This is a genomic window from Streptomyces sp. NPDC043738, from assembly GCF_056436545.1.
Genome location: NZ_JBWKCJ010000007.1, coordinates 150,533 through 176,480, shown reverse-complemented (window position 1 = coordinate 176,480; position 25,948 = coordinate 150,533). Strand labels below are relative to the sequence as shown.

23 protein-coding genes are annotated in these 25,948 nt (G+C 72.1%); 12 read left to right on the top strand and 11 right to left on the bottom strand.

From position 1 onward, the window contains the following. Positions 1 to 120: 120 nt before the first annotated feature. Positions 121 to 888 carry a hypothetical protein gene (locus AC0680_RS12665; protein WP_478627478.1) on the top strand — a complete coding sequence of 256 codons (768 nt, stop codon included), beginning with the start codon at positions 121 to 123 and terminating at the stop codon, positions 886 to 888. Positions 889 to 1,038: 150 nt separating this feature from the next. Further along, positions 1,039 to 1,233 carry a hypothetical protein gene (locus tag AC0680_RS12660; RefSeq protein ID WP_478627475.1) on the top strand — a complete coding sequence of 65 codons (195 nt, stop codon included), beginning with the start codon at positions 1,039 to 1,041 and terminating at the stop codon, positions 1,231 to 1,233. Positions 1,234 to 1,342: 109 nt separating this feature from the next. Here AC0680_RS12660 and AC0680_RS12655 read toward each other — a convergent pair whose 3' ends face one another. After that, complete coding sequence (locus AC0680_RS12655) at positions 1,343 to 1,954, bottom strand: TetR/AcrR family transcriptional regulator (protein WP_478627472.1); 612 nt, start codon at positions 1,952 to 1,954, stop codon at positions 1,343 to 1,345. Positions 1,955 to 2,113: 159 nt separating this feature from the next. On the opposite strand from AC0680_RS12655, the gene AC0680_RS12650 reads away from it, so the two are divergent. From AC0680_RS12650 to AC0680_RS12635, 4 genes are all read left to right on the top strand, one after another. Next, the gene (locus tag AC0680_RS12650) at positions 2,114 to 3,601 is read left to right on the top strand and encodes a purine-cytosine permease family protein (RefSeq protein WP_478627469.1); all 1,488 of its coding nucleotides are present in this window, start codon (positions 2,114 to 2,116) and stop codon (positions 3,599 to 3,601) included. Positions 3,602 to 3,656: 55 nt separating this feature from the next. Continuing rightward, a complete protein-coding gene (locus tag AC0680_RS12645) occupies positions 3,657 to 5,318 on the top strand; it encodes an amidohydrolase (protein ID WP_478627466.1) in 1,662 nt (553 codons plus the stop codon). A gap of 231 nt (positions 5,319 to 5,549) precedes the next feature. Further along, the gene (locus AC0680_RS12640; protein WP_478627463.1) at positions 5,550 to 6,614 is read left to right on the top strand and encodes a PP2C family protein-serine/threonine phosphatase; all 1,065 of its coding nucleotides are present in this window, start codon (positions 5,550 to 5,552) and stop codon (positions 6,612 to 6,614) included. Positions 6,615 to 6,684: 70 nt separating this feature from the next. Beyond that, positions 6,685 to 7,080: a VOC family protein gene (locus tag AC0680_RS12635; protein WP_478627460.1), complete on the top strand. Its 396-nt coding sequence runs from the start codon at positions 6,685 to 6,687 to the stop codon at positions 7,078 to 7,080. 36 nt (positions 7,081 to 7,116) lie between these two features. Here the strand turns inward: AC0680_RS12635 and AC0680_RS12630 are convergent, their stop codons facing one another. The 3 genes from AC0680_RS12630 to AC0680_RS12620 form a co-directional block, all read right to left on the bottom strand. Then, positions 7,117 to 7,977 (bottom strand): YwqG family protein, encoded by an 861-nt coding sequence (locus AC0680_RS12630; RefSeq protein WP_478627457.1) that lies wholly within the window; start codon positions 7,975 to 7,977, stop codon positions 7,117 to 7,119. Positions 7,978 to 8,076: 99 nt separating this feature from the next. Further along, the gene (locus tag AC0680_RS12625; RefSeq protein ID WP_478627454.1) at positions 8,077 to 8,724 is read right to left on the bottom strand and encodes a response regulator transcription factor; all 648 of its coding nucleotides are present in this window, start codon (positions 8,722 to 8,724) and stop codon (positions 8,077 to 8,079) included. Then, on the bottom strand, positions 8,709 to 9,968 hold the full coding sequence (locus tag AC0680_RS12620; protein ID WP_478627451.1) for a sensor histidine kinase: 1,260 nt from the start codon (positions 9,966 to 9,968) through the stop codon (positions 8,709 to 8,711). The genes AC0680_RS12625 and AC0680_RS12620 overlap by 16 nt, the downstream gene beginning before the upstream one ends. A 193-nt stretch (positions 9,969 to 10,161) precedes the next feature. On the opposite strand from AC0680_RS12620, the gene AC0680_RS12615 reads away from it, so the two are divergent. The 4 genes from AC0680_RS12615 to AC0680_RS12600 all read left to right on the top strand — a co-directional run bounded on the left by AC0680_RS12615 (position 10,162) and on the right by AC0680_RS12600 (position 14,246). Then, positions 10,162 to 10,602, top strand: coding sequence for a hypothetical protein (locus tag AC0680_RS12615; RefSeq protein ID WP_478627448.1), 441 nt, complete (start codon positions 10,162 to 10,164; stop codon positions 10,600 to 10,602). A gap of 193 nt (positions 10,603 to 10,795) precedes the next feature. Next, positions 10,796 to 11,341, top strand: a complete 546-nt coding sequence (locus tag AC0680_RS12610) for an EF-hand domain-containing protein (protein WP_478627446.1) — start codon at positions 10,796 to 10,798, stop codon at positions 11,339 to 11,341. A gap of 164 nt (positions 11,342 to 11,505) precedes the next feature. Further along, the gene (locus AC0680_RS12605; protein WP_478627443.1) at positions 11,506 to 12,180 is read left to right on the top strand and encodes a hypothetical protein; all 675 of its coding nucleotides are present in this window, start codon (positions 11,506 to 11,508) and stop codon (positions 12,178 to 12,180) included. Between the two features lie 248 nt (positions 12,181 to 12,428). After that, complete coding sequence (locus AC0680_RS12600; protein ID WP_478627440.1) at positions 12,429 to 14,246, top strand: alkaline phosphatase family protein; 1,818 nt, start codon at positions 12,429 to 12,431, stop codon at positions 14,244 to 14,246. 36 nt (positions 14,247 to 14,282) lie between these two features. Here AC0680_RS12600 and AC0680_RS12595 read toward each other — a convergent pair whose 3' ends face one another. Further along, a complete protein-coding gene (locus AC0680_RS12595; RefSeq protein ID WP_478627437.1) occupies positions 14,283 to 15,041 on the bottom strand; it encodes a DeoR/GlpR family DNA-binding transcription regulator in 759 nt (252 codons plus the stop codon). Positions 15,042 to 15,114: 73 nt separating this feature from the next. Here AC0680_RS12595 and AC0680_RS12590 point away from each other — a divergent pair, with 73 nt between their 5' ends. Beyond that, positions 15,115 to 16,329: an MFS transporter gene (locus AC0680_RS12590; RefSeq protein ID WP_478627665.1), complete on the top strand. Its 1,215-nt coding sequence runs from the start codon at positions 15,115 to 15,117 to the stop codon at positions 16,327 to 16,329. Between the two features lie 24 nt (positions 16,330 to 16,353). Here the strand turns inward: AC0680_RS12590 and AC0680_RS12585 are convergent, their stop codons facing one another. From AC0680_RS12585 to AC0680_RS12560, 6 genes are all read right to left on the bottom strand, one after another. Next, complete coding sequence (locus AC0680_RS12585; RefSeq protein ID WP_478627434.1) at positions 16,354 to 17,220, bottom strand: SAM-dependent methyltransferase; 867 nt, start codon at positions 17,218 to 17,220, stop codon at positions 16,354 to 16,356. A 29-nt stretch (positions 17,221 to 17,249) separates the two neighbouring features. After that, positions 17,250 to 17,450: a hypothetical protein gene (locus AC0680_RS12580; RefSeq protein ID WP_478627432.1), complete on the bottom strand. Its 201-nt coding sequence runs from the start codon at positions 17,448 to 17,450 to the stop codon at positions 17,250 to 17,252. A gap of 260 nt (positions 17,451 to 17,710) precedes the next feature. Beyond that, on the bottom strand, positions 17,711 to 19,219 hold the full coding sequence (locus tag AC0680_RS12575) for a SagB family peptide dehydrogenase (protein ID WP_478627431.1): 1,509 nt from the start codon (positions 19,217 to 19,219) through the stop codon (positions 17,711 to 17,713). 39 nt (positions 19,220 to 19,258) lie between these two features. Next, on the bottom strand, positions 19,259 to 21,280 hold the full coding sequence (locus AC0680_RS12570) for a TOMM precursor leader peptide-binding protein (protein WP_478627429.1): 2,022 nt from the start codon (positions 21,278 to 21,280) through the stop codon (positions 19,259 to 19,261). Beyond that, positions 21,270 to 23,126, bottom strand: coding sequence for a hypothetical protein (locus AC0680_RS12565; protein ID WP_478627427.1), 1,857 nt, complete (start codon positions 23,124 to 23,126; stop codon positions 21,270 to 21,272). Before AC0680_RS12565 ends, AC0680_RS12570 begins: the two co-directional genes overlap by 11 nt. 1,083 nt (positions 23,127 to 24,209) lie before the next feature. After that, positions 24,210 to 25,061 (bottom strand): helix-turn-helix transcriptional regulator, encoded by an 852-nt coding sequence (locus AC0680_RS12560; RefSeq protein WP_478627425.1) that lies wholly within the window; start codon positions 25,059 to 25,061, stop codon positions 24,210 to 24,212. 86 nt (positions 25,062 to 25,147) lie between these two features. Here AC0680_RS12560 and AC0680_RS12555 point away from each other — a divergent pair, with 86 nt between their 5' ends. Beyond that, on the top strand, positions 25,148 to 25,939 hold the full coding sequence (locus tag AC0680_RS12555) for an SDR family NAD(P)-dependent oxidoreductase (protein ID WP_478627423.1): 792 nt from the start codon (positions 25,148 to 25,150) through the stop codon (positions 25,937 to 25,939). Positions 25,940 to 25,948 lie beyond the last annotated feature (9 nt).

The window sequence follows — 25,948 nt, the reverse complement described above, 5'->3', positions numbered from 1 at the left end:
AAGCCCTCGGCCTCCGCGGAGCAGTCCCGTCCCGCCCCCGCGGACCCGTCACGTTCCGCGTCCGCCGGTCCGGGTCGGCACGGGGTGCATCGACCCGAACTCCCGCGTGGTGGGCGGGAGTTGTTCCCTCGATACCGGCTGGTGGGCTTCTGCGGGGTGCCCGGTGCGGCGGCGCTCGGCCGACTCGGCACAGGCGATCTGCGCGCCCGCGCCGCCGAGGTGGAGAAGGTGGCGCACGGCTACGCCGCCGGGCGCGAGCCGCTGCCGGTGCTGGAGCTGCTGGCGACGGTCGCCAACGCCTCGGCCGGGCGCGACGGCACCTACCGTTCGCGGACACCGGCCGCCACGATCCGGCGCTTCCACGGCATGGCCCGCGAGCGGCGTGCGCTGCTCCTGCTGAACATCCAGCCCGGCCGCGCGGCTCCCCTCGACGAGGTGCGGGCGCTGCGCGAGTGGCTGGTCCATCCCGATGTCGGCATCGCACTCGACCCGGAGTGGGAGATGGGGCCCGGCGAGGTCCCGGGCGGGAAGTACGGGCACACCAGCGGGCAGGAGGTGACCCGCGTCGCCCGCTACCTCTCCGGCCTGGTGGCGGAGCACGACCTGCCGGAGAAGCCGCTGGTCTTCCACCAGGTCGCGGAGTCCGTCCTGCGGGCGGAGTCCGCGCTGCGGCCGCAGCCCGGCGTCGCGCTGATCAAGAGCGTCGACGGGATCGGCTCGCCGGGACTGAAGCGGGGCACCTGGCGCCGGCTGGTGGCGCGGCTGCCCGACGGCGTCCACTCCGGCTTCAAGCTGTTCTACGAGGAGGACGCGGAGGGGAGCCGCTTGATGACCCCGAAGGAGGTCCTCGCGCTCACTCCGCGACCGGAGTACGTGATGTACGAGTGAGGGGGCGCGTACCGAGCCGAGGGTGTTCGAACCCGGCTCCATCGGACGCATCCAAAAGAGCCCCTGCTGCTACGGGAACGCCCGGATCTCGCCGCGACGGTCGCGAATCTCGTGGAGGACCATGGACTGATCACCTCGATCCTGTCTCGGGTGAGCGAACTCGCCGACAGAGCTGCCGAATCGCGTGGCCCGGCCCTGGAGGCGATCGGGCGCGAACTCGACGGATTGGCGGCGATCATGGAATCGCACTTCAGCTACGAAGAGCGGACGATCAGCAAGGCGCTCGACGACGGCATGCCCGACACGGACTGGCACGACATGGTGTTCGGGTTCGGCAAGGCATGAAGCGCCCGAAAGTCAGGTGAGTTGGTACCGCGGCCGGTCGGGGCCACCGAGTCCCGCACTCGGCCCACGCGACCGCCGCCCGCGCCGTCCAGCGCGGCAGCCGTCGCACCTATGAGTCGGCCGGCCGGGGGATGAGACGCTCCGCGGCGGAGCGGGCCGCGGCCAGTGCGCGGCCGTGGTCGCTGCCGCGCTGGCCGAGGACGACCCGGGTGCTCAACCCGTCGAGCAGTGCCAGGAGTTCGGAGGCGCGCGCCGATACGTCCAGCGGTGCGAACCGGCCGCGCTCCACGCCCTTGGACAGCAGCGCCTCCAGGTCGTCCTGCCAGCCCTGGTCCATCTCCTCCTGAGCCTGGTGCAGCGACTCGTTCGACGGCGTACGGGCCCAGAGCTCGATCCACAGCATCCAGCGGGCGTCGCGGGGGCCGCGCGGCAGGTACAGATCCAGGAACAGGTCGAGTTTGCGCTCGGCGGACAGCCGGCGGGTCAGCAGTGCGCGCCGCTCCTCGGCGAGGGCGGACTCGCTCCAGCGCAGGGCCTCCAGCAGCAGGAGGTCCTTGCTGCCGAAGTAGTACAGGATGTGGCCGCCGCTGGTGCCCAGACGCTCCGCGAGCGCGGACATGGTGAGCCCGGCCAGACCGTTCTCGGCGATGGCCGCCATGGCCTCCTCGAGCATCCGTTCCTGGGCGATGTGCCCGTCCCGTCGCCGTGCCGCCCGTGCCACCCGTATCGCCCCTGCTCCGCTGCCGGCTCTCCGTGACGTCCCCCTGCGACGTCCTCCTGTGGCCCAAACCCTATCCACGAATTCGTGCAAGGGGCTTGACGGGCGGGGGAGCGGTCGCACACCTTGAATGCCGTTCTAAAAGTTAGAACGGCATTCAAGATGCTGGTACGGAAGGGCGGTGTGCGGATGGCACAGCAGTCGGACGCGGACACGATCGGGACGACGGGGGCGGCCGGCGGCCCCGCCCCCAGCGCCGGCACGGCCGTCGGCCCCGCTGCCACCGATGAGGTGTTCCGGGTCGAGACCCACGGCATCGACCCGATCCCCGACGACGAGCGGCACGGCAGCGCCAAGGACCTCTTCTGGCTCTGGTTCGGCTCCAACCTCACCTTCACCTATGTGATCAACGGTGCCCTCGCGGTCGGCTTCGGGCTCTCCTTCTGGCAGGCGACCGCGGTCGTGGTCCTCGGCGGGCTGTCCTTCTTCGCGATCAGCGCGGCGGGTCTGAGCGGGGTCCGTACCGGAACCGCCACCCTGGTCATCTCCCGTGCCGCCTTCGGCGTCCGCGGGAACTGGCCGGCCGGACTGCTCAACTGGGTGGTCAGCATCGGCTACACCATCGTCAACACGGTCGTCGGCACCCTCGCCCTGGAAGCGTTCTTCGCCGACCTCGGCTGGCGGGGCGGCGACCTCGCCCGTGCGCTCGCGCTCGCGGTGACCCTCGCGCTCACCTTCGTGGTGGCGATGTGGGGCCACGCCACGGTCCAGTTCGCCGAACGCTGGATGGCCTACATCCTGGCCGTCGGCTTCGCCGCGCTGCTGGTCTTCGTCCTGCCCGGCGCGGACCTCACCGCCCGGGACGGTGCCCCCGGAGCAGCGGGCTGGAGCCTGGCGTTCGTGGTGATGCTCGCCGGGCCGTTCTCGTACGTACCGATGCCCGCCGACTACACCCGCTATCTGCCGAAGACGACCTCGCTGCGCGCCCTCACCTGGAGCGGAGCCCTCGGCGGTCTGCTCTCCTCCGTCGCGCTCGGCGTCATCGGCGTGGCCGCCGCGAGCCGGACGGACATGACCGACGCCGTCGCCGGGACGGAGCGGCTGCTGCCCGGATGGTTCCAGCCGGTCTTCCTCGCCCTGGTCCTCCTCGGCTCGGTCACCAACTCGATCATCACCCTCTACTCCTCCTCGCTGAACCTCCAGGTCCTCGGCATCCCCTGGAGCCGGGCCAAGGCCATCGTGATCAGCGCCGCCGTCACCGCCCTCGGCTCGCTCGGCGCCCTCTTCCTCACCGACTTCACCGAGTCGCTGCTCTCCTTCCTCTCCCTGCTGATCATCGTCTTCGCCCCCTGGGGCGGTGTCTTCCTCGCCGACATGCTGCTGCGCCGCTGCCGGTACGACACCGCGGCACTGCACTCCGGGCGCGCCGGCGCGTACTGGTACCGCTCCGGCTACCACCCGGCGGGGATGACCGCACTGCTCACCGGGATGGTCTTCGCCGCCCTGACCTGCGACTCCGAGCTGTGGACCGGCCCCCTGGTCGCACCGCTGGGCGGTGCCGACCTCACCTTGGCCGGCGCGGTCGTCTCCGGCCTCGTCTACTGGGCGCTCGCCGGGCGCAGCGTGTCCGCCACTCCACCGGCCGCCTGATGCCACCCCTGTCCCGTCCCACCTCACCCCTCCGTACCCCTGGAGCCCAACCCTCATGACCCGTACCACCCCGTCCGCCGCCCCCGCCGATCTGGTACTCAGCCGGGCCCGCATCCACACCGTCGACCCCGCCCTGCCCGAGGCCGAGGCACTCGCCGTACGCGACGGCCGGATCGTGTGGCTGGGCACGGACGCCGACGCGGGGGCGTGGACCGGCCCGGACACCCGGGTGATCGATGCCGGCGGCCGGCTGGTGCTGCCCGGCTTCATCGACGCCCACAACCACGTCCGGCTCGGTTCCGACGACGCCTGCGTCCAGCTCGCGGGCGTGCGCACCCTGGAGGCGATCCACGAGCGCATCCGCACCTGGCATGCCGCCCACCCGGACGCCGAGTGGATCGAGGCCGAGGCCTTCGACTACTCGGCGATCCCCGGCGGCCGGATGCCGCGCGCCGGCGACCTCGACCCGGTCACCGGCGACACCCCCGCCTTCGTCCTGAGCTACGACGTCCACACCGCCTGGCTGAACACCGCGGCCCTGCGCCGCCTCGGCATCGACCGGAACCGGACGAGTCTGCCCTTCGGCGAGGCGGAGACCGACCCGGAGACCGGCGAGCCCACCGGATTCCTCAAGGACTTCGCGGTCAAGGGCCTCTCCCGCGCCGGGCACCGCGCCCTGAAGGAGCTCGGCGTGCCCTGGGCCTCGGCCGACCGCCAGTACGGGCGCCTCGCCAGGAGCCTCGACGACGCCATCGGCTTCGGCCTCACCACCGTCGTCGAACCCCAGAACTCCCTGGACGACCTCGCCCTCTTCGAGCGCGCCCGCGCCGAGGGCCGGCTGCGCTCCCGGATCGTCGCGGCGCTCTTCCACCCGCGCGGCACCACCGACGCCGACCTCGACGACTTCGCCGAGGCGGCGCGCCGCCACCACGACGACCGGCTGCGCGTCGGCCCCCTCAAGCTCTACATCGACGATGTGGTCGAGCCGCGGACCGCCGCCCTCCTGGAGCCCTACGCGGGCTGCCGCCACCACCGGGGCGAGACCTTCTACCCGGCGGAGGAGTTCGGCGACCTGCTCACCAGGTTGGACGCCCGCGGCTTCCAGTGCTTCGTCCACGCCACCGGTGACCGGGGCATCCGCACCGTCCTCGACGCCGTCGAGCAGGCCCGCACGGTCAACGGGCCGCGCGACGCCCGCCACCAGGTCGTGCACGTCGAATGCCTCGACCCGCGCGACACCCCGCGCTTCGCCGGGCTGGGAGTGGTGGCCTGTATGCAGCCACGGCACTGCGCCCCGGAGATCGCCGGCCCCGGCCAGGACTGGGCGCGAAACGTCGGTCCGGAGCGCTGGCACAAGGCCTGGCCGATGCGCAGCCTGCACACCGAGGGAGCCGTGCTGGCCTTCTCCAGCGACTGGAACGTCGCCGAGATGGACCCGATGATCGGCATCTACACGGCCGTCACCCGGCAGCCGCTGGCCGGTGGTGCGGCCTGGCAGCCGGAGGAGACGGTGAGCGTCGAGACCGCGGTGCACGCGTACACGATGGGCTCGGCGTACGCCAACTTCCTGGAGGAGGACCGGGGGTCGCTGACCGTCGGCAAACTGGCCGACTTCGTCGTCCTCTCCCGGGACATCCTGCGGGTCGGGCCGCAGGACATCCCCGGCACGGTCGCGGAGACCGTGGTCGTCGGCGGGGAGGTCGTGCACCGGCGCTGACGGTGAGATCGTGCACCAGGGCGGGCGGGCCCGGCCCCCGTCCGGCCCGCCGCCACCGCGCACCCCAGTCCGCCGCGGGCCACCGCATGCTCCGGGAGGGCTCGAGCGCGAGGAGTGGAACACTCACCCTCGGCGAGGCAGGCTGTACGCATGTGGTCGCTCTTCCGCGCACGCCCCCCACCAGGAGGAGCAGGCGGTCATAGCCGGGTCCTCTTCAGGTTCGCGCAGTGTGTGCCGTTCGCGATCGTACTGCTCGGGCTGGGGATCGAGCTCTCACCCGCCCACGTTCTGTACACCGGTCCTCTCCTCACCGCGATGCCGGCCCTGGCCTCGCTGACGATGGGCCCGAAAGGCACCCTCTCCGTAGCGGCCGGAGCCCTGGGCGTCAGCTTGATCACCACCACCCTGCACCAGGCGTGGGGCGGCCAGCAGATCTACAGCAACCTCCTGGGGCTGCTCGTGGTCTCCGTGGCCAGCGTCACCACGAGTAACGCCGTGCGCACACGCAGGCAGGGCGAGCTCGATCAGGTGCGCCGGGTCGCCGTGGCGGCCCAACAAGTCCTCCTGCGGCCGGTACCCGCCCGGCTGGGTCCCGTGCGGGTGGCCAGCGTGTACCTCGCGGCCGAGTCGGAGGCGGAGATCGGCGGTGACCTGTACGAGGTGGTGCACACCCGGTACGGGGTGCGGATGATCATGGGGGACGTCCGCGGGAAGGGACTGCCCGCCGTGCGCCTGGCCGCGGCCGTGCTGGGCGCGTTCCGGGAGGCCGTGCACTACGAGGACGACCTGGTGGAGGTCATGAACCACTGCGCGGCGGCGCTGCGGCGGGAGCGCGCCGTGCCGGCGGCGGTCGGTCGGGACGAGGAGGACGATCGGGCGGAGGACTTCGTCACCGCGCTCGTGGCCGAGGTGCCCGACGAGCACGTGGTCCAGGTGGTCAACCGCGGCCATCCGCCTCCGCTGCTGCTGCGTGGGGGCAAGGTCTTGGCGTTGACGCCCGGCTCGCCCCTGCCGCCGCTCGGCCTGGAAGACTTCATCACCGGCCCTCCCGCCAAGGCGGAGAGCTACCCCTTCCCGCCCGGTGACCGCCTGCTGCTGCACACCGACGGCGTGATCGAGGCCCGCGATCGCCACAACGACTTCTTCGACCTGCCCCAGGCCATGGAAGCGGTGCACGCCTGCACCCCGCCGGAGTTCCTGAACCAGCTGCACCAGGCGTTGATCCGGCACGCCCAGGGCCGCCTGGCGGACGACGCCGCGATGCTCCTCGTCGACCGATGCGACGAGCGGATGTAGGTCAGAGCGGATGTAGGTCAGAGCCGATATAGGTCAGGAACCGACCTGCATACGCTGCACACTCGCTCCCATGACAATGTTCCGTGGCCTCGCCACCATCCGCTACCACGCCGACGACCTGGCCGCCGCCCGCGCCTGGTACACCGAAGTCCTGGGCGTGGAGCCGTACTTCGAGCGCTCCGCATACATCGAGTTCCGGCTCGGCGACCATCTGCAGGAGTTCGGGATCTCCCGTACTCCCTCCGCCCCGGCCGGCGTGGTCGCGTACTGGCACGTGGACGATGTCGAGGCGACGATGGCGCGGCTGCACAGCCTCGGCGCGAAGGAGCACGAGCCGCTGCGGGACTACGGCGACTTCCGGGCCGGAGCCGTACTCGACCCGTTCGGCAACATCCTCGGTGTGATGCACAACCCGCACTACCTGGAGGTGCTGGGCGAACGCGGCCGGACCGACTCCGTCAGCTGATGACATCCGGGTCGGCCAGGCCGGGACGGACTTCCGTCAGCCGCACTGCCAGGTGAACATCGCGCGGTCGAAGCGGCGTTCGGCGAGGTCCTCGGGGCGTATCAGCCAGTAGAGGGCGCCACAGTCACCCCACATCATGTCGGCGCCGTCATCCGTGTCGAACTGGGCGAGCAGCACCCAGCGCAGAGCCTCCTCCTCGATGCGGGGGTCGTCCCACGGCGGGCTGTCCAGGGCGCCGCGGGCGACCTCGAACTCCACCGCGTCCTGCACCGGGTTCGCGTGCCCGCCGATGCGGTGCTCCGTGCCCTCGCCGTGGTCCCACAAGGCCTCCTCGAAGTCCTCGTTCCGCACCGGGTGGTCATCGGGCATCGGTGCGAACTCCCGGTGGACCACCGGATGCCCGAGGTACGGCGCGGTCGTCTCCACGCGCGCCGTCAGCGGTACTTCGGGGAACGGCCGAAGCTCCGCCGGCGCGGCCCGTTCGGCGACGGGGTCCCCCGCCGGTATGTACAGCACGCGCGCGCCCGCCCAGGTGTCGGGCTCATCGGGCGCGACCACCGCGCAGCCGTCGTCCAACTGTCCGTCGAAGTAGAAGAAGGCCAGCGTGCCGTCCGCCGGCAAGGCGATGTCGAGGGCGGTGGTGGGGAGCGCGGCACAGTCGAGTGCGGCGACGAAGGACAGCGGGCCGTGTCCCTCCCATACGGGCCACTCCGCGCTCTGGGGCAGCTCCGGCAGGCCGCCGAGCCGGCCGACGACCGGATCCGTTCCCGCGCCCGTACCCGTGGCCTTCTCCAGGCGCAGGCTCGGCCGGAGCAGGCCGATCCACCGCTCGGCGATCTCGGCGGGCAGGTGCTCGCGGGCGAGCGTGTGCAGCGGTTCAGTGGTGCTCTGCGTCATGGGAACGATGATGCACGCACCCACTGACAACGGCCGCGGGGGCCCGGCCCGGACCCCCGCACGCGGCCCGGACCCCCGCACACTGGACCTGAGCGGTACTCAGGGGTTGTTGAGGTAGGCGAGAACGGCCAGCACCCGACGGTTGCTGTTGTCGTCGTCGATGATGCCGAGTTTGCCGAACATGGAGGTCGTGTACTTGCTGATGGCACTGTCGCTGAGGAAGAGCCGCCGGCCGATGGCCTGATTGGACAGCCCTTCGGCCATCAGGCCGAGCACGGAGTGTTCACGTTCGGTGAGCTGTCCGAGTCGCCGGTTCGAGGACCCGCTGGACAGCAGTTTCGCGATGACGGCCGGGTCCATCGCGGTCCCGCCCCCGGCGACGCGCTCCAAGGCGTCGACGAACTGGTCGGCGTCGAAAACGCTGTCCTTGAGGAAGTAGCCGATACCACCGGAGCCGTCGGCCAGGAGCTCGCGGGCGTAGAGCTGTTCGACGTACTGCGAGAGGATCAGCACCGGCAGTCCGGGCAGTTCGCGGCGCGCGGCCAGGGCCGCCCGCAGACCCTCGTCCGACTGGGTCGGCGGCATGCGGACGTCGACGACGGCGACGTCCGGCCGCCACGTCAGCAGCGCGTCGAGCGTCTCGGGGCCGGTGGTCGCGGTCGCCACCACCTGATGTCCGTACGCCTCGATGAGGCGGACCATCCCGTCGCGGAGCAGGTAGAGGTCTTCGGCTACGACGATGCGCATGGCACGACCATCCTGACACGGGTCGGACCGCCTGCCGGACTGCTGATCTCCAGGGTGCCGTCGAAGACCGCGAGGCGGCGGCGCAGCCCGGCGAGGCCACCGCCGGTTCGCTCGCCGGCCCCGCCCCGACCGTCGTCCTCGACATCGACGACGATGTCGTCGCCGTCCCGGGCGACGCGGATGCGCGCCCGGGACGCACGGGCGTGCTTGACCGCGTTGGTCATCAGTTCGGCGACCCCGAAGTACAGGGCGGACTCGATCGGCGGGTCCAGACGCAGCGACACCTCGGCGCCGACCGCGGCTTCGAGCGGGCTGTCCAAGGCAAGGGCGCGCATGGCGTCGACGAGGCCTCGGTCGTTGAGCACCGGCGGGTTGATCCCCCGGACCAGTTCGCGCAGCTCGGTCAGTGACGTGGCAGCGCCGGCTCGTGCCTCCCGCAGCAGCTCCTTGGCCCGGTCGGGGTCGGTCTCCATCAGCTTCTCCGCGGTGGCCAAGGACAGCCCGAGCAGGACCAGGCGTGCCTGCGCCCCGTCGTGCAGGTCCCGTTCGATCCGGCGGATCTCGGCGGCCTGCGCGACAGTCGTGTCCGCGCGCTGGGCGGTCAGCTTCTCCACCCGCTCCGCCAGCGCCATCGCGGGCGACGGGCGCAGGAAGCGGACGGCCACCGGTTCGACGGGCCGCCAGGCGTACGGGGCGCCGGCGACGGCCACGACCAGGCCGAGCACCCCGACGACGCGTGCGGCGGGCTCCGGCTGGCCGAGCCCGAGGACCGCCGCGGCGACCCCGGCCGGCGGGAGCGACGCGACCACGCCCGCGGTGAGCGGCGCGATCGCCGTGAACCGCACATCGCGCCAGTTGGCGGGGTCGCCCCACCGGACCCGCCACTTCTGGTCCAGGAGCGCGTCGCGGCTGGTGCGTTCGTAACTGAAGCCGTTCCACCAGTAGCCGGTGGACATCCGCGTCACCGGTCCGGCCTGCCGGTAGCCGGCGGGGATGACGGTGGCGGTCCACCTCGCGACGAGGCGGCGGACCAACTGGCAGACGGGGCGGGACAGGACGAGCGTGCCCACGCCCACCAGCACGAGGGGCGCCACCCACGACCAGGGGTTCGCCGCGCCCCACCAGATCCCCAGGGCCACGGCGGCGGCCCATAGGGCCGGTACCAGCATGCTGACGACCGCCACCACGCACGCTCGCACGAAACCCACGCAGGCGCTCGCCACCCACGACTTCAGCTGTCGCATGAATCTTCCTTCTCACTTCGGCTCGGTGAGTCCACTGTGCGACGCCCGGAGCCGGATTCCACCCGGATCGGCTCGGGAGTGGGTCCAGCCCCACCCACCCGTACGTCCAGGCCGATACCGCGCCGTCCATGCGCTTCCTAACGTCGACATCGCACCGGAGATCGCACCGGGCAACGCAACGGAAGAAGGAACCATGGAAACCACCCAGCGCACCACGGTCGAGCCCACCCACCTGAACCGTCCGCGCAGCCAACCGGCCTTCGGCGGGGTGAGGATCCTCGTCGCGGCCTACGGCGCGCTGAGCGCCGCGGTCCTCGTCACGGTCGTCGTCCTCGCGCTCATCGACCGGCCGGTGACCCCGTTCATGTGGGGCCGATCGGCCGGAGTGCTCGCGAGCGCCGCGGTGACGTACTGGCTGACCGTCCTCGCCGCGCGCGGGGCGCGATGGGCCTATCTGCGCATACGCCTGATCACGATCATCATGCCGCCCGTGATCATCGCTGTCGACACGATCCCCGGTGCCCTCCCGACGTGGTTCGTCTTGATGCAGACCGCATGTGCGATCGCCCTGGCCCCGGCCGCCTTCATCGTCAACGGATCCGCCCTGCGCGCCGCCTTCCGTAAAACACGCTGAGCGCGCACGCTCGCGTCGGCCTCACCGTCCGAGGCGGGCAGCGGCGGGTTCACCCTGCTGGTGTCGCGTGGCGGGAGGGCCGGCCGCGGCCTCCGGTCTACCGTGCAGGGCGGACCGCGAAGTCGGCAGCTCCACCGCCTTTACCGCTGCCCTCGCCTCCCTCACCTCCATCGCCGAGAAAGGACCTGGTGGCATGACGGAGACCGCCCTTCTGGACAAGTACGCGCACCGATTCCGTGTGCAGGACACGGACGGCGACGGTTTCGTCGACGAGGGCGACCTCGTCCGGCGGGCCGAGATGCTGCTGGCCGGTATGGGGGAGCCGGTGCGGTCCGTGCGCGGCGCGGCGGTGCTGGCCGGTGCGCGGGAGTACTGGCGGGGCCTGGCGAAGCTCGCCGGGGTGGCCGAGGACGGGCAGCTCGCCGAGACGGCGTTCGTGGCCGCCCTGGTGCAGGCGTACGAATCGGGGACGATCGGCGATCTGGTGCGCCCGTCGGTCGAGGCGCATGTGGCGCTGGTGGACGGCGACGGGGACGGAACGGTCAGCGTCGAGGAGTTCCTGCGCGGCCAACAGGCCGTCGGGATGCCGGCCGGGCAGGCGCGGGAGGCGTTCGCGGCTCTGGACCGGGACGGTGACGGACGGCTGACGGTCGAGGAGTGGCAGCAGGCGGTCGTCGAGTACTACACCACGGTCGAGCGGGGCGGTGCGGGGGAGCTGGTCATGGGACTGCGGGCCTGAGCGTCGCGGAGGCGCGCAGGGGCGTACGCGGAACTCTGCCGGGCGCGCACACCTGACCGTGGATGCCCCGACGCGCCCAGGGCGGGGCATGGACGGCGCGCGAGCGGCCCGGAACAGTGGACGGGCAGATTTTCCTCCGGCCGCTCGGACCGCGAAGGAGCACCGTGATCCATATCAGCGAGACTCTCGCCCTGCAGACCGTCGAAGACTTCCTGACCGAGGACGAGCTCGACGAACTCCGCAAGATCATGGACGACGAACTCGGCACCACAGGCTGGAGGCCCCGCTTCCAGGCCGAGGTGCTCGCCGCCCCACCGCCGGCCGAGGAGATCCTCCAGCACGCCACCGGCCGCGCCCTGCCGGCGATCCGCCGGGCCCTGCCGTCCATCCGTGCGGCCGCGCCCTGGGGCTACACCGAACTGACCGCCGGGCAGCAGGTGCCCACGCATGTCGACGGCATTCCCGACCCGTCCGTCGCCCCTCGCCGGCTGGGCCGGATCGGCGTGGTACTCGACGAGGCCGACAGCGGTGGCGAGTTCTACATCGAGACCACGTCCGCCGGCAGCGTCTGGAGCGGTCGGACGGTCGGCGAGGCGGAGGGCTTCCTGCCCGGCACGGCGCTGACCCACCGGCTTCCGCACGCACCCGGCCCCGACACCCACCAGCACGAAGGCGAACCCGAGTGGCTGGCCGCGGCACACCGGACCCGGTGGACCACCAGCGCGGGCAGCGGTATCGCCGTCGCCTACGGCTCGCAGGTCATCCACGGCGTCACCGGCGTCCACGCGGGCCGTCTGCGGAAGTTCGTCACCGATCTGCTGGACGCACCGGCCCGCTGACCTCTTCCTTCCTTCCCTCGACCTCGACCGCCCTGGAGGCCGGACCGTTCCCCCGGTCCGGCCTCCAGGCGCGTGTGCGGGAGGTGTCCGCTCCGGCAGCGCCGTCACCCGGAAAAATGCCCGAAGCGCCGGTCAGGTGGTTGAACGCAGCCCGCCCGCGGGCCGTACAGATACAGACAACGGCGGCTCCGTCCTCCCGGGCGCCGCCCGCCGTGTCGCTGCCGGGCTTCGTAGGGAAGGACCATCGGGTGCCGCACTTGACGCGCTCTCCTCAGCTGCCGGAGACGGACCGGGCAACGGAGCCGCCGGACGGGGCAACGGAGCCGGTGGAGGGCCGGACACCGGAGGAGGGCGGCGCCGGGCCGGCCGAGGACCGGGGCGGGGCCGGCGCCGGTGGTGGGAGCCGGCGCGGCCGGCACCCGGCCGCCGCGCGGGTCCTGGCGCGGACGACCACCGTCCTGTCCGCGGTACTTGTGCTCTTCGCCCTGCTCCTGCCCGATCAGCTCTCCGGCCTCACACCGGGGCGGTTCGCGCGGATCCCGGTGGAGGGGATCGCCGGGGCCGCTCTGTTGCTCGTACTGCCGCCGAAGGCGCGGCGCGTGGCGGCGGTGCTCGCCGGGGTGGCCCTCGGCCTGCTGACCGTCCTCAACCTCCTCGACATGGGCTTCTATTCGGTGCTGGCCCGGCCCTTCGACCCGGTGCTCGACTGGGGTCTGTTCGGCGACGCCGAGTCGTTCCTCAGGGATTCGGCGGGCGAGGCGGGTGCCATAGGCGCCGTGATCGGCGTGGTGGTTCTCGTCCTCGCCTTGCTGGTCCTCATGACGCTGGCGGTCGTCCGGCTGAGCCGTGTCCTCGCCCGGCACGGCGCCGCCGCGACGGCCACGACCCTGCTGCTGGGCACGTCCTGGGTCGCCGTCACGGCGCTCGGCGTGCAGGTCGCCGGTGTCCCGGTCTCCTCCAGGAACGTGGCCGAACTGGTCGGCGACCGTGTGCACCAGGTGCGTGCGGACCTGAAGGACGAGCGCGAGTTCGCCGAGGCCGCGGCCGGCGACGCCTTCCGAGACACTCCGCCGCGCCGACTGCTGACCGGGCTGCGCGGCAAGGACGTCATCTTCACCTTCATCGAGAGCTACGGGCGCAGCGCCGTCGAGGACCCGAGGATCGCTCCGGAGGTCGACGCGGCACTCGCGGACGGGACCCGCCGACTGAGCAGGGCGGGGTTCTCCGCCCGGAGTGCCTGGCTGACCTCACCGACCGCTGGCGGGGGCAGCTGGCTGGCGCACTCCACCTTCATGTCGGGCCTGTGGATCAGCAACCAGCAGCGCTACCGCACCGTCACCTCCAGCGACCGCCTGAGCCTGACGGGTGCCTTCCGCCGCACGGGGGCCTGGCGGACCGTCGGCATCATGCCGGGCGTCACCCGGTCCTGGCCGGAGGGCACGTTCTACGGTCTCGACCACGTCTACGACTCCCGCAACCTCGGATACCGGGGTCCCAAGTTCAGCTGGTCGACCATGCCCGACCAGTACAGCCTGTCGGCCTTCGAACGCCTCCAGCACGGCAGGCCGGGCGGCAAGCCCCTGATGTCGGAGATCATCCTGACGTCCAGTCACAACCCCTGGGCGCCGCTGCCCAAGATGATCGGCTGGAACGAGGTCGGTGACGGCTCGGTCTACAACGCCATCGAGAGGGCGGGCAAGAACCCCACGGAGGTGTGGCGGGACCCCGCTCAGGTGCGCCGCGAATACGGGCGTGCCATCCAGTACTCGCTGCGCAGCCTCATCTCCTACGTGGAGAAGTACGGCAACAAGAACACCGTGCTGGTCTTCCTCGGCGACCACCAGCCCGTTCCGGCCGTCACCGGAGAGAACGCCGGCCGGGACGTGCCGGTCGCGATCGTCGCCCACGATCCGGCCGTGCTGGAACGGATCTCCGGCTGGGGCTGGCAGAGCGGCCTGAAGCCCGGCCCGAAGGCACCCGTCTGGCACATGGACGCCTTCCGCAACCGCTTCCTGACGTCCTACGGCCCGCGTCCCGGCTCCGCCGCGTCCGCCCCGTCCCGGTAACCGGCGCATGACCGGCCGGGCGGGCGTCGCCGACGCTCACACCGTCCGCACGGTCACGCCCGCGGCGGCCAGCGCGTCGATCTCCTCGCCCGGGGCGGCCTCGTCGGTGACGAGGGTGTGCAGGGCGGCGGCGGGAGCGACGAAGGCGAGGGCGGTGCGGGAGAGTTTGCCGCCCTCCGCGACGGCGACGACGCGGCGGGACGAGGCGATCGCGGCGCGCTTGACGGCGGCGTCGTCGAGGTCGTACGCGGTCAGGCCGTCCGCCGCGGTCACGCCGCAGCAGCCGATGACGGCGGTGTCGAAGCGCACGGCGGCCAGGGACGCCGCGGTCAGCGGGCCGGTCAGCGCCAGCTCCCCCGGCCGGGGCCGGCCGCCCGGCACCAGCAGCGTCAGCTGCGGGGCCCCGGTCAGTGCGTTGGCGGCGTGCAGGGAGAGCGGCATCACCGTCAGGCGGCGGTGTTCCAGCACATGGGCGACTTCCAGGCAGGTGGTTCCGCTGTCGAGGACGACGGACTCGCCGTCGGCGATCAGTTCGGCGACCGCGGCGGCGAGTCGCCGTTTGGTCTCCTGCCCCTCCTGCACCCGCAGCGCGAACGGGGGCTCGTCACCGCGCAGCAGCAGGCTTCTGGCCCCTCCGCGGTAGCGCTCCAACACGCCCTGGTCGGCCAGCAGCTCCAGGTCGCGGCGAATGGTCATCTCCGAGGCCCCGGTGAGGGCCGCCAGCTCCGCGACGCCGACGCGGCCGGCCTCGCGTACGGCGTCGGAGATCTGCCTGAGTCGGTCTGTGCTCACCATGCCCATATTGAACATTGAGCTTGCGTGAATAGCAATCTTTCGAACATCGATCATGTTCGATATGTTCGTTCGCATGGAGAGATCGCTACGAGCCGGCCGGCTCGCCACCTTCGTCTACTTCGCCCTGAACGGCTTCCTCATGGGGATGTGGGTCGTGCACATCCCCGCTGTCGAGCACCGTGCCGGCGTCGGCCACGCCGTGCTCGGCTGGCTCCTGCTGCTGCTCGGCGCGGGAGCCTTCGCGGGCATGCAGCTCGCCGGCCGGCTCACCGACCGCCTCGGTGCCCGCAGGGTCGTACCGGTCGGCGCGGTGCTGTGCAGCGCCGCGCTCGTCCTGCCGGGACTGGCCACGAACGGCTGGCTGCTGGGAACCGCGCTGCTAGTGCTCGGCTTCGGCAACGGCTGCCTGGACGTCAGCATGAACGCCCATGCCGTCCAGGTGGAGCGCGGCTACCGACGGCCCGTCATGTCGGCCTTCCACGCCACCTTCTCCATCGGCGGCGTCCTGGCCGCGCTGGTCGGCGCGCGCACTCTCGACGGCGGCGCGGGCCCGGCGGTCACGCTCGGTGCGGCGGCGCTCCTCGGCCTCGTCGTGACCGTACTGGCGGCACCCGCGCTGCTGCGCCCCGAGTCCGCTCGCCCCACGAACGTGCCGACGGGACAAGACCCCGACGTCCCCGACCCCACCGCGGCCCGGCCCCGGTCTCGTACGCCCCGGCGCATCTGGCTGCTCGCCGTGCTGGCGCTGATGCTGATGCTGTGTGAAGGCGTCGCCAACGACTGGAGCGTGCTCCATCTGCGGGACGTCCTGGACGCTCCGGCCGCCACCGCCGCACTCGCCTATGGGGCCTTCGCCACGGCCATGACCCTCGGCCGTCTGCTGACCGACCGGATGGCCGCGCGCTTCGGGCCGGTGGCCATACTCCGCTACGGCGCGTCCATGGCGGCACTGGGACTGACGGTGGCGGCGCTGTCCCCGTGGACACTCCTGGCCCTCGCCGGCTGGACCCTGTTCGGGGCCGGACTGTCCGGTTGCATCCCCCAGCTCTTCAGCGCCGCGGGCCACACCGACCCGGACGCCGCCGGCGCCAATGTCTCGCGCGTCGCCGGCCTCGGCTACCTCGGCATGCTCGCCGGGCCCGCCCTCATCGGCCCGATGACCCGCCTCGTCCCCCTCAACCTCACCTTCTTCCTGCCCGTGGCATGCTGCCTCGTCGCCGCCTGCGCGGCGGGCATCCTGCGCGCCGAGCGTCCCGCTCCCGTCCGCCAGGAGGTGGAGGCCGTCTGAGCCCCCCGCGCCGGGCCGTTCGGGTCAGCGCGGTGCAGGTCGGTGCTGCGCCTGCTGGTCGGGGATGGTGGCGGTGACCAGCCAGGACGCCGATGCCCCGGGGCTGGTGTGCGCCATCGCCGCGGCGGGGACGCGACGGTGGGCCACCGCCTGCTGGATGATGTCGTGGGCGTGTGCCCGCCAGCCGTGGCGTGCCAGCCAGGGTTCGGGTCGGCCGGGCAGCGCCGGGTGGGCCACGCCGACGCCGGCCAGATGCCGGCCACTGGGAGCGTCCGCCAGCGCGCGCATGGCTTCCGGGTTGTAGGTGAGGGCGAGCGTGCTGTCCGGCGCCGACAGGCGTCCGATCGCCGTCAACAGCCGGTCGGCGGCCGCCACCTCGAGATACGGCAGGAGCCCTTCGGCGAGCCAGGCGACCGGTTGCGCGGGATCCAGGCCGGCAGCGCACAAGGCGGCGGGCCAGTCGTCGGTCAGGTCAATGGCCAGCGGCGTACGGCGGCAGGTCGCGGCCGCGCCCTGGCGGGCGAGCACGGGCTCCTTGAACGCCAGCAGTTCGGGTGTGTCGAGCTCGTAGAGGCTGGTTCCGGCCGGCCACGGCAGGCGGAAGGCGCGGGTGTCCAGTCCGGCGCCGAGCAGCACCACCTGTCGGACGCCGCCGACGGTCACGCTCCTGAGGTGCTCGTCGAAGAAGGCCGTCCGGGTCGCCACTGCCACGGGCAGCGCTGCGCGGAACTCGGGGGGAGGGGTGCCGGCTTCCGCACCGGCCGCGGCCAGGAAGGCGGCCGCGTAGTCGTCTGCGAACAGTCGGTCCGGGCGGCGGTGCTCCACCGCCCGGGCCCAGGCAACCCACAGGGCGGTGGTGCCCGGCGAGCGCGGGGAGATCACCTGACTCATGGCGTGTGCCGGCTCCACCGCGGACTGCTTCAGACACCCAGAAGGCCCACCACGTCGTTGAGGAGCGGAAGGCCGCCGTCGCCACCGTCAGGCTTGGCGGCGGACTCCTTCGACAGGGGGGCGGCCGGTGAGTGCTGGGCCGCCGAGGCGGGCTGGGTGCCGGCCAGGGCGAGGGTGACAAGGGCCAGGGGCAGCGCCGAGGTGATGACGGTGACGCGGACGGATCTCATGCTGTACCTCCAGGATGATCGGTAAGGTGCCGGAGCCCGCTGCCAGTCCGTGCTCGTGGTCCCGCGGGCATTACCATGCCTAACGCGCCGCGGGAGCGGCGAAACACCGACCGGGCCCGACGTCATTCGTTCGGCGCAGGACTCCACGGCCACCCGCGGCGAGTACGACTCCCGCCGCGCCCATTCGATGTCCGCGAGATCGCCCCGCCCCACACCGCTCCGCACGATCCGGCCTGGTGTGTCACCGATTCGTCAGCCGCCTAGGCGTGTTGTCCCCGGCCCACCTCCCGCGCCCCGTAGGCGGCAAGGGGCTGATCCCACGTGGAGGCTGCTCGCGGGACCCCGATCAGCAGGGCCGAGAGGACGGCCTGGGTTCCGTCCAGTCCCAGGCCCGCGCTGAGTTCCGGGGCTTCGCCGGAGTGGATCCGGGCCGCCAGGCCCACCGAGGCGGCGGCCAGAGCGCCTCGCTGCAGGGCGATTCCCACGTCGGCCTGCAGCAGTCGGTACCAGCGCGCACCGAACGGCACCAGGCCCCCTAACGGATCGCCGACGGGCAGCAGTACGGCAGCCGCCTCGCCCACCGGTGTGTGCGACAGCACCGGGGCCAGTTCCCGCGGCGCGTCGCGGATACCGCACAGTGCGTGCTCGACCGGGTCGTAGCGGTACGCGCCCGGGGGGATGCCGTCGACCCGCAGGGCCAGGCAGTACATCGCGGTCGCGCACACTGCTCCCGGAAGGCCGGCGGCGGCCGTCTCCAGCACGCCGCCGAGAGGCTCGTTGCCGATGCCGTCGGGGAGGAAGCCGTCGGGGGGCGAGCACCGGTGGTCGATGCCGTCGGCGCACCGCACGGGCAGCCGCGGCAACGCGATCGATCCGCCCAAGGGGTGGGGATGGCGGGGTGGTCCGGGAGAAGTCCCGGACCCGGTCGTCATGCTCGCCTCGTGCAGTGCGGCGCTGGCCGGCAGTCGATCCCGGATCGGCGCCACGTCGAACAGCGGCTCGGGTACGGCCTGTTGGACGAGGGTGTCGTACTCGGGCCCGGAACCGCCCGTCGGGCCGCCCGACGCCGCCCCGTGCAACGTGATCACCACCATGGCGGCTTCCGCGGACGGGGTGAGCCCGAGCAGCGCGTTCACCCGCCGGTCAGCGAAGTTCAGGTGGACCTCGGCCGGGACGCCGAGCCGGTCCGCGACCGTGACAGCCTGCGCGGCCAGCACACCGGCTTCCTGGGTCTGCAGCCGGTATCCGAACTCCCGGTACTTGACGGCGTTGCGCCAGAACCGGCTCGTCAACACCAGGACGAGGGCCGGCGGCCTCGGGGGCGGCGCATGCAGCAGACCGGTCAGAGCCTTGCGATGGTCACCCCGGCGCAGCTGCTCCAGCGCGTGGTGGGCGGGGTCGTAGTGGAGCAGCGCGGGCTCCACGGCGGGGCCGCCCACGGCCAGATACGCCTCCATGGGGTGCAGCCCGCCGCCGGACGGCGCCGGGCGCCCCAGATGCGCCTTGACCGTGCCGCTGATCCGGTTCCCCTGAAGGTCGACACCCGGCATCCACACCATGCGGGTCAGCCCGCACAGGTCCCGCAGGAATGCACCGAGCACCGACAACGGGGCGTCGCCGACGGTCCTTTCCCACGGCAGACCGATCCGGGGCACACCGGGATAGACCTTGTGGCGGGCCGGCGCCTCCCGCAGGTCGAGCGGTCGGCGATCCGGAACATGGCCGTGGGGGAGATAAGTGGTCAGGGCCGACCGGGCTTCGAGCGTCACGAGCTTCTCCCTGTCGTCATCCGCGTGGTGTTGGCTCCGTTAGGGGAAGGGGTGCGGATACGGATTCACCTCCTCCAGCGGGAGGTCGTCCTGCCGGTGTCCGAGTAGCCGCGGCACGGTCCGGACCCGCGGCAGCCCGTGGTCGCGCCGGTACGCATGACCGAAGGTCATCGGCAGGGTGCCGGGAACGATGACCTTGGCACAGGAGAAGTTCGCGACCCGGTGCTCGGGGGAGGTCTGGTCGACGGCCAGCACGTCGAGTCCGGACGCGAGGTACCGGCCGACCAACTCCGTGAGGTCCTCGGTCAGATCGTGGTGCACCGGCCAGGTCCGCTGCGGAATCGGCCGGGTCGGCCCGTCGAGTGGCAGGAAGCCCAGCCGGTCGAACGCGTCCGGATGGCCGTAGAGCGTGCCGTGGTCGTCCATCTGCCGGACCTGGCCGCTGTCGGCCAGCAGCCGTGCCGCCGCTCGCGGGTCGTAACTCCTGACCGCCGCGCCCAGCATGATGGCCAGTTCCTGCATCCCTCCCAGCAGCGCGGGTTCGGGCAGCAGGTGCGCGGCGGCTCCGCACAGGACCTTCGGCCGGGCCCCGTCGTCCTCGGCGGCCACCGCCATGAGCCAGAACGCCGGAATGCCCTGCTCCACCGTGCAGTCGAAGGCCGTCAGTTCGTAGCCGAACTCGTGCCGGATGCGCGCGGCGAGGAGGGGGATGCGTCGATCGACCGCCGAGTCCAGGTCCAGCCGGGGCGCCGGAATCCGCCCGTACCAGGTGAGCAGGAAGGCGTCGCGTTCGGCCACCTCCAGCAGGCCGTACATGATCGCCTCGGTCAGGGCGCCGCCCAGAGCGCATCCGTTCGACGTCTCGTACGCGATGCTGCCGTGGTGAGGGCTCCCGCCCTCGGTGTGCCCGTGGCGCTGTCCGTGCCGGTGTCCGTTGCGCCGCCCGTCCCCGTCCACGGTGCCCTGCCCGTCGCCGTGCGCGTGGGCACACGCCGCGTAGTAGGCCACCGTCTCGGGGACGAGCACCGGTCGTGCCCGTGCGAACGAATAGGCCCACACCCAGGACAGCGTCGCGTCCGGACGGTACGGACGGAATCGGAATCCGGGCGTCTCGTAACGCGCCGGCGGGTAGAGGCCGAGGCTCCCCGGGTCCACGGCGCGGTCGGCGATGTCCGCGTAGGCGGCTCGCACGACGGTGCGGCGTCCGCGCGGCCGTTGCCCGCCGATGCGTTCCAGCGCTTCGGCCACCGCGGATGCCCGGGTGGTGTCCGGGACCGCGCCGCGGCCGTACCCGTTGTTGCTCGTGTGCCCTCCGGACGAGTCGAGTACGGCCATCGCCGCCTGGCACCCGCCGGTGGCCCAGGAGCTGACCGAACGCACCACCCCCGTCTCGGTGTCGACGTAGTGACGGCGCAGCTCCGGCAGGTCCTTCGTCAGGTCGCGCACCCTGAACGCCTCCGGGTGCGGTTTGGGCTCACGGCGGAGCGTGAGCCGCGCCGATTCCGGGGCGTCGTCGGGCAGCAGGGCACAGTCCGGGCAGAGCGGGTCCGGCAGCACCGGGTGGGCCGTCGTCCGCCCGGTTTCCAGGGAGAGGCACACCAGCTCGCGCTGGGGAGTCCCGGCGCGGAGCCGGCTCACCATCGCCTGCACGACCGCGGCCGCCCCCGTCGCCGTGACCTGGGTGAGCAGCGGTGAGCGCCGCTCGGAGAGCTCCGCACCGAAGCGTTCGAGGAGCGCCGCGTGCGCGGTCGCGTCCTGCCTGTTGCGGTCCCGGCGCCGCTGGGCACAGGTCGGGCAGCCGGGGACGCCCGGCAGCCAGCCGGGGCCGATCAGGACGCGACCGTCCTCGACCCGGACCGGAAGCCAGGGGACCTGCTCGCCGACGGCATACGGGTGGACCGTCGCCCGGGCCGCGGCACCCGGTCCGTCGTCGGTGGCGACGACGGCCTCACAGTGGGCGCCGTCGGCGATGGTGCGCACCACGCGATGGGTGGGTTCGAGCGACCGCCGCACCGCTGCGGCGAGCAGCCCCTGTCCGATGACCGCGATGTCACCCCTCACACAGCACCACCCTGAGCATGTGCGGCACCAGGGCCGCCAACGCGGCGTCACCGTCGAGGACTTCCGCCACCGGGTGGTGACCGGCCTTGTGGACGGCCTCGGTCAGTACCTCGACCGCCTCCCCGGACTCGTCCGAAACCGGTGCCCCGCGCCACGTCCGCCGCCCCTGCCAGGCGAGCAGGGCGCGCTCCAGCCCGTCCGCCAACGCGTCCTGTGGGGTGGACGCACAGGCCACCACCTCGCCGCCGTCACCGGCCCGGACCGCGTAGGCCGGAGCGCCGAGCAGCGGGGTGAGGTCCCAAACCGCCACCTTCTGCCGGGCAAGTTCGAGCTGGTGCAGCAGAAAGTCTCCCGCCTCGTCCACCGGTGCCGCGCACGGATCCAGCGTCCGGCCGGAGGCGCCGGCCGCCCTCTGTGCCACGAGCAGCGCCTCGCAGTGCTGCCGCAGTGCCCACGCGAGCGCGTCGGAGCGGCTGAGTCCGGCCGCGACACCCACCGGCACCCGGAAGGGCCCGTGCGCCGGGGCCGGGACGGACCGTTCGGGGAGCCCGCGGAACTCGCCGGTGACCAGGTCGAGGCCCTGCGCCCCACCTGGGCGCGCGGCGAGCCAACCGTAGGTCGAGAGCGCGGCGAGCAGGGCGCGCAGGCGGGCGGTCTCCTGGTCCGGCGCCCATCCGATCTCCTCCGGCGGCGGGCTCCAGGCGGGCAGGACGCCGCGCGGGTCGGAGACGGCGGCGCGTTGGATCGCCAGCGGAAACTGCGGGAGTTCGGCTGCCTCAAGGGCGATGAGGACGCCGGTGTGCTCGTCCACCAGTCTCGGCAGGGTGGCCGGCAGTCCGCTGCGGGTCAGGGGGCCCGGATCGCCGGTGGCGACCGCCTTCGGTCGGGCGGCACGGGGGTGCGGCAGCGCCGTGTGGGTGCTCGTGTCCAAGGTGCGCAGATCGAGGCGGGTGGCCGGCGTCGGGTGCGGTTTCTCGGCGGCCGACTCGTCCAGACCGGTGCGGTGGCGGAAACAGCCCAGGACCGCGTGCGCGGCGAGCAGAGCGGGTACCGGCCCGGAGAGCCACGGGCCGTCCGGCGGCGGGACGTTGTCGCGGTGGGTGGCGCGGAGGCGGTGCCAGAGGGACTCCGCCGCGGTCTCCGTCGCTCGCCCGACCCCGGAGAACCACGCCTCGTCCCTGCCCAGCAGCAGCTGCGCGAGTGCGACGTCCGCCCCGGCGCACTCGCGCGCGACGGCGATCAGCTCATGCGGGCGGTCGGAGATCTGCAGGACGAGGTCGGTGGCCGCGAAGTCCGTGTCGTCGGTGGCGACGATGCGTTGCCGCTCGTCCCGGCGTGCTGCTTGCCCGGCCCGAAACCAAGTCCCCGTGCCGCCCGTGCCCGTGCCACCTGTGTCCGTACCACCGGAGGCGACCCGGATGTCGGTCCACCCCGAGCGCACCCCGGCGTCGACCACGGCCGCCAGGACCGGGTCGGGTGCTCGCCGGCCGAGCAGCAGTACCCGGGTGTCGCGGTGGCGCTGGAACCGGTGCTCGGGGGAGTCGAGCGCACAGGCGATGAAGGCGATTTCCGGTGCGTAGGTCGTGCGTTCCGCCGGTGTCAGGGTGTGCGGGGTGTCGTCCTGTACGTCGGTGGCGAACCCGTGTTCCCACAGGAGCCGCACCGTGGTCTCGACGGTCGCCCGTTGCGGGGGCGGCAGTGCCGCGGTCAGCTCGTCCATCGTGTGGTCGCCGGTCAAGTACGGGCTCAGTCGCCTCAGCCACTCGTACGCATGTGAACCCCGCAGCGTCCGGGCGCCGCGATCCCCGTACAAATAGACGCCGTCGGGGCACGGCACGTAGCGCACGCCAGGATTCAACCTCGGTCGCATTCATTCTCCCTTGATGACGTTCCACCACAGTGGCGTATCGATGGGAACTCGACTTGTCGGTCCTCAGTGTATGGGCTTCGCTGATCCCCGTGCGGAATTTTTTTATGGGTGTGGATAAGTCGCCGCACCGACCTCAGGAATCACGTGAGTCACTCAAATAAATACCCATCACAGCCGAAACCCAAATGCCTTCCGCTGCCGGTGCGCAGCTGTTTCGACTGGCCAGAAGTCACCGCTTCTCCGAGGTCAAGAAATAATTTCTGGCGCTGGATTGGTGGGACGCTATAGCGTTGTACGGAGTCGACTTCGGCTCATTGCTGAGAAAAGGAGCGGGAGCATGCCTCCTGTGTCAACGGCGTTGGCCGCCGATTTGGCGGACCTCGCGGCGGAAGAACTCGTCATGGCGCCCAAGGGGCGAAGGTCGGACGACGCGGCGGATTCCCAGATCCCGCCGTGTGACTGCAGCCCCTGTGGCTGTACGGACTGCTCGACGTCCTGCAGTGGCTGCGGTGCCTGCGGCCGGTGTACCTGCCTTCCCATGTGAATACCGCGGGCTGCCCGCACCACCCTCACCATGTGTGCGGGCAGCCCGTCGGACGGCTCTTTTCGACGCTATTCGAACGGGAGGTGTCGATTACGGCGACAGTCGGGTCCGTGAGGGAAACCGGAACGCCGGGAACCTCTGTAGGGCGCAGGGCCCCCTATAGGGCGCGGGGGCCCTATAGGGGGCACGCGGGTGCGCGGGTCGCACGGAGGTCGAAAATCAGAGGGCGGGCGGCGCCTTTGCCGAGGGCCCGTCGGTGATTCGGGTGTGCGCCCGCGCCTGCCCGGGCGTCGACCGCGGAGCATTCCGTGACCGGTACATGCCTTCCTCTTGCCTCCGGTCACCGCGCCTTCCGGGATTGCGTCACGCGTACCCGTACCCGTACCCTTCCAGGTATCCGTCCCGTCGGGGAGTTTCTCCCGCCGTGAATTCCGCACGGGGTGAATTCGCACGCGCCACACGGGAATACTGCCAGGCCGAATTAACCCGCCATCGTGCGTACGAGCGAATACCGGCTAGCCGGGTACGGTCATGCGCTGCGTGCCGACGACGGACAGCAGCCGCATCGCCTCCGCGGACGGCGACCCGGGGGTGGCGGTGTAGATGACGACTCGCTGGTCCCGGTCGGTGATGTCCAGGACGTCGCAGGCCACGGCGACGGTGCCGACCAGTGGATGCTGGAAGGTCTTGCAGAGAGTGGGCCGGGCAACCACCTCATGGGCGGCCCAGAGCCGGGCGAACTCCGCGCTCCCGGCGAGGAGTTCGGCCACCAGACCGGTCACTTCGGGGTCGTCGGGATAGCGGGCCGCGGCGGCGCGCAGGTGCTGGGCCGCGGTCCGGGCGAACTCGTCCGCGTCCGAGACGCCGTACAGCCGTCGGCCGTCCCGGTAGGGCCCGAGGAAGGCGCGCCGGATGAGGTTCCGGTCGCGGCGCGACAGGGCGGAGAAGTCCTCCATCAAGGCGGTGGCCAGGTGGTTCCAGGCGATGACCTCGTACGTCGCCGACATCACGATCGCCGCGGCCTCCGGCAGCCGGTGCAGCAGGTCCACGACGCTCTGCCGCACCTCTCGTGACGGCCCGGCCGGGGGCCCGGGCGGGGCACCGGCGAGGTGGTGGAGGTGGTCGCGCTCGGCGTCCGACAGGCGCAGGGCGCGGGAGAGTTGGGCCAGCACCTCCCGGGAGGGGTGCGGCGCGCGGGCCTGCTCCAGCCGCGTGTAGTACTCGGTCGAGATGAACGCCAGCTGCGCCACCTCCTCGCGGCGCAGTCCCGGGGTGCGGCGGCGCGGCCCGGCGGGCAGTCCCACGTCGGCGGGGGTGATGCGCTCACGCCTGCTGCGCAGGAAGTCGGCCAATTCTCTTCGATTCACCTCCCCAGTGTGCGTGGCACCGAAGTGCTCAGCCAGGTACTGCCGGTGCCTGGATGGCAGGGGCGGCCGGACACAGGATCGTCGGCATGAACCACACACCGATCACGTCCACCGCGACCGCCGGCCTGCTCGCCGGCAAGGTCGCCTTCATCACCGGTGCCGGCAGGGGCATCGGCGCGGCGGCAGCGCGGCTGTTCGCCAGGGAGGGCGCCCGGGTCCTGCTCGCGGCCCGCACGGAGTCCCAGCTCAAGGCGGTGACCGAGGAGATCCGGACGGCCGGCGGCAGCGCGGACTACGTGCTGTGCGACCTGTCCGACGCAGCCAGCGTCCGGACCGCCGTCCACCGGGCCGTGGAGCTGTACGGCCGGCTCGACGTCGCCTTCAACAACGGCGCGACGGGCCACCCGCCCGGCCCGATGGACCAGCTGTCGGAGGCCGACTTCGACCACGTCTGCGCCGTCGACTTCAAGGGCCCGTGGCTGGCCATGACTGCCGAGATCGCCGCCATCCGCGACACCGCGAAGCGCGGCGCCATCGTCAACACCTCCAGCGTCGGCAGCCTGATGAGCAACCCCTGGCTGCCCGCCTACGGCGCGGCGAAGCGGGCGGTCAACAGCCTCACCGCATCGGCCGCCACCACCTACGGCCCCGAGGGCATCCGCGTCAACGCCATCGCCCCCGGCACCACGCTCACCGAGATGCTCTACGAGTGGGACGAGAAGTCCCCCGGCACCATCGATCAGCTCAACGCCCAGACCCCGCTGGGCCGCGCGGCCGATCCCGACGAGATCGCCCAGGCCGCCGCCTGGCTCCTCAGCGACCGCTCCTCCTACGTCACCGGCACCGTCCTCCGGGTGGACGGGGGGATGCGCGCCTGAGCCGGCCGG

Coding starts and splice junctions, on each gene's coding strand:
- AC0680_RS12650 (WP_478627469.1), top strand. CDS start 2,114: ATGCTGGTACGGAAGGGCGGTGTGCGGATGGCACAGCAGTCGGACGCG.
- AC0680_RS12645 (WP_478627466.1), top strand. CDS start 3,657: ATGACCCGTACCACCCCGTCCGCCGCCCCCGCCGATCTGGTACTCAGC.
- AC0680_RS12635 (WP_478627460.1), top strand. CDS start 6,685: ATGACAATGTTCCGTGGCCTCGCCACCATCCGCTACCACGCCGACGAC.
- AC0680_RS12630 (WP_478627457.1), bottom strand. CDS start 7,977: ATGACGCAGAGCACCACTGAACCGCTGCACACGCTCGCCCGCGAGCAC.
- AC0680_RS12625 (WP_478627454.1), bottom strand. CDS start 8,724: ATGCGCATCGTCGTAGCCGAAGACCTCTACCTGCTCCGCGACGGGATG.
- AC0680_RS12620 (WP_478627451.1), bottom strand. CDS start 9,968: ATGCGACAGCTGAAGTCGTGGGTGGCGAGCGCCTGCGTGGGTTTCGTG.
- AC0680_RS12615 (WP_478627448.1), top strand. CDS start 10,162: ATGGAAACCACCCAGCGCACCACGGTCGAGCCCACCCACCTGAACCGT.
- AC0680_RS12610 (WP_478627446.1), top strand. CDS start 10,796: ATGACGGAGACCGCCCTTCTGGACAAGTACGCGCACCGATTCCGTGTG.
- AC0680_RS12595 (WP_478627437.1), bottom strand. CDS start 15,041: ATGGTGAGCACAGACCGACTCAGGCAGATCTCCGACGCCGTACGCGAG.
- AC0680_RS12590 (WP_478627665.1), top strand. CDS start 15,115: ATGGAGAGATCGCTACGAGCCGGCCGGCTCGCCACCTTCGTCTACTTC.
- AC0680_RS12585 (WP_478627434.1), bottom strand. CDS start 17,220: ATGAGTCAGGTGATCTCCCCGCGCTCGCCGGGCACCACCGCCCTGTGG.
- AC0680_RS12580 (WP_478627432.1), bottom strand. CDS start 17,450: ATGAGATCCGTCCGCGTCACCGTCATCACCTCGGCGCTGCCCCTGGCC.
- AC0680_RS12555 (WP_478627423.1), top strand. CDS start 25,148: ATGAACCACACACCGATCACGTCCACCGCGACCGCCGGCCTGCTCGCC.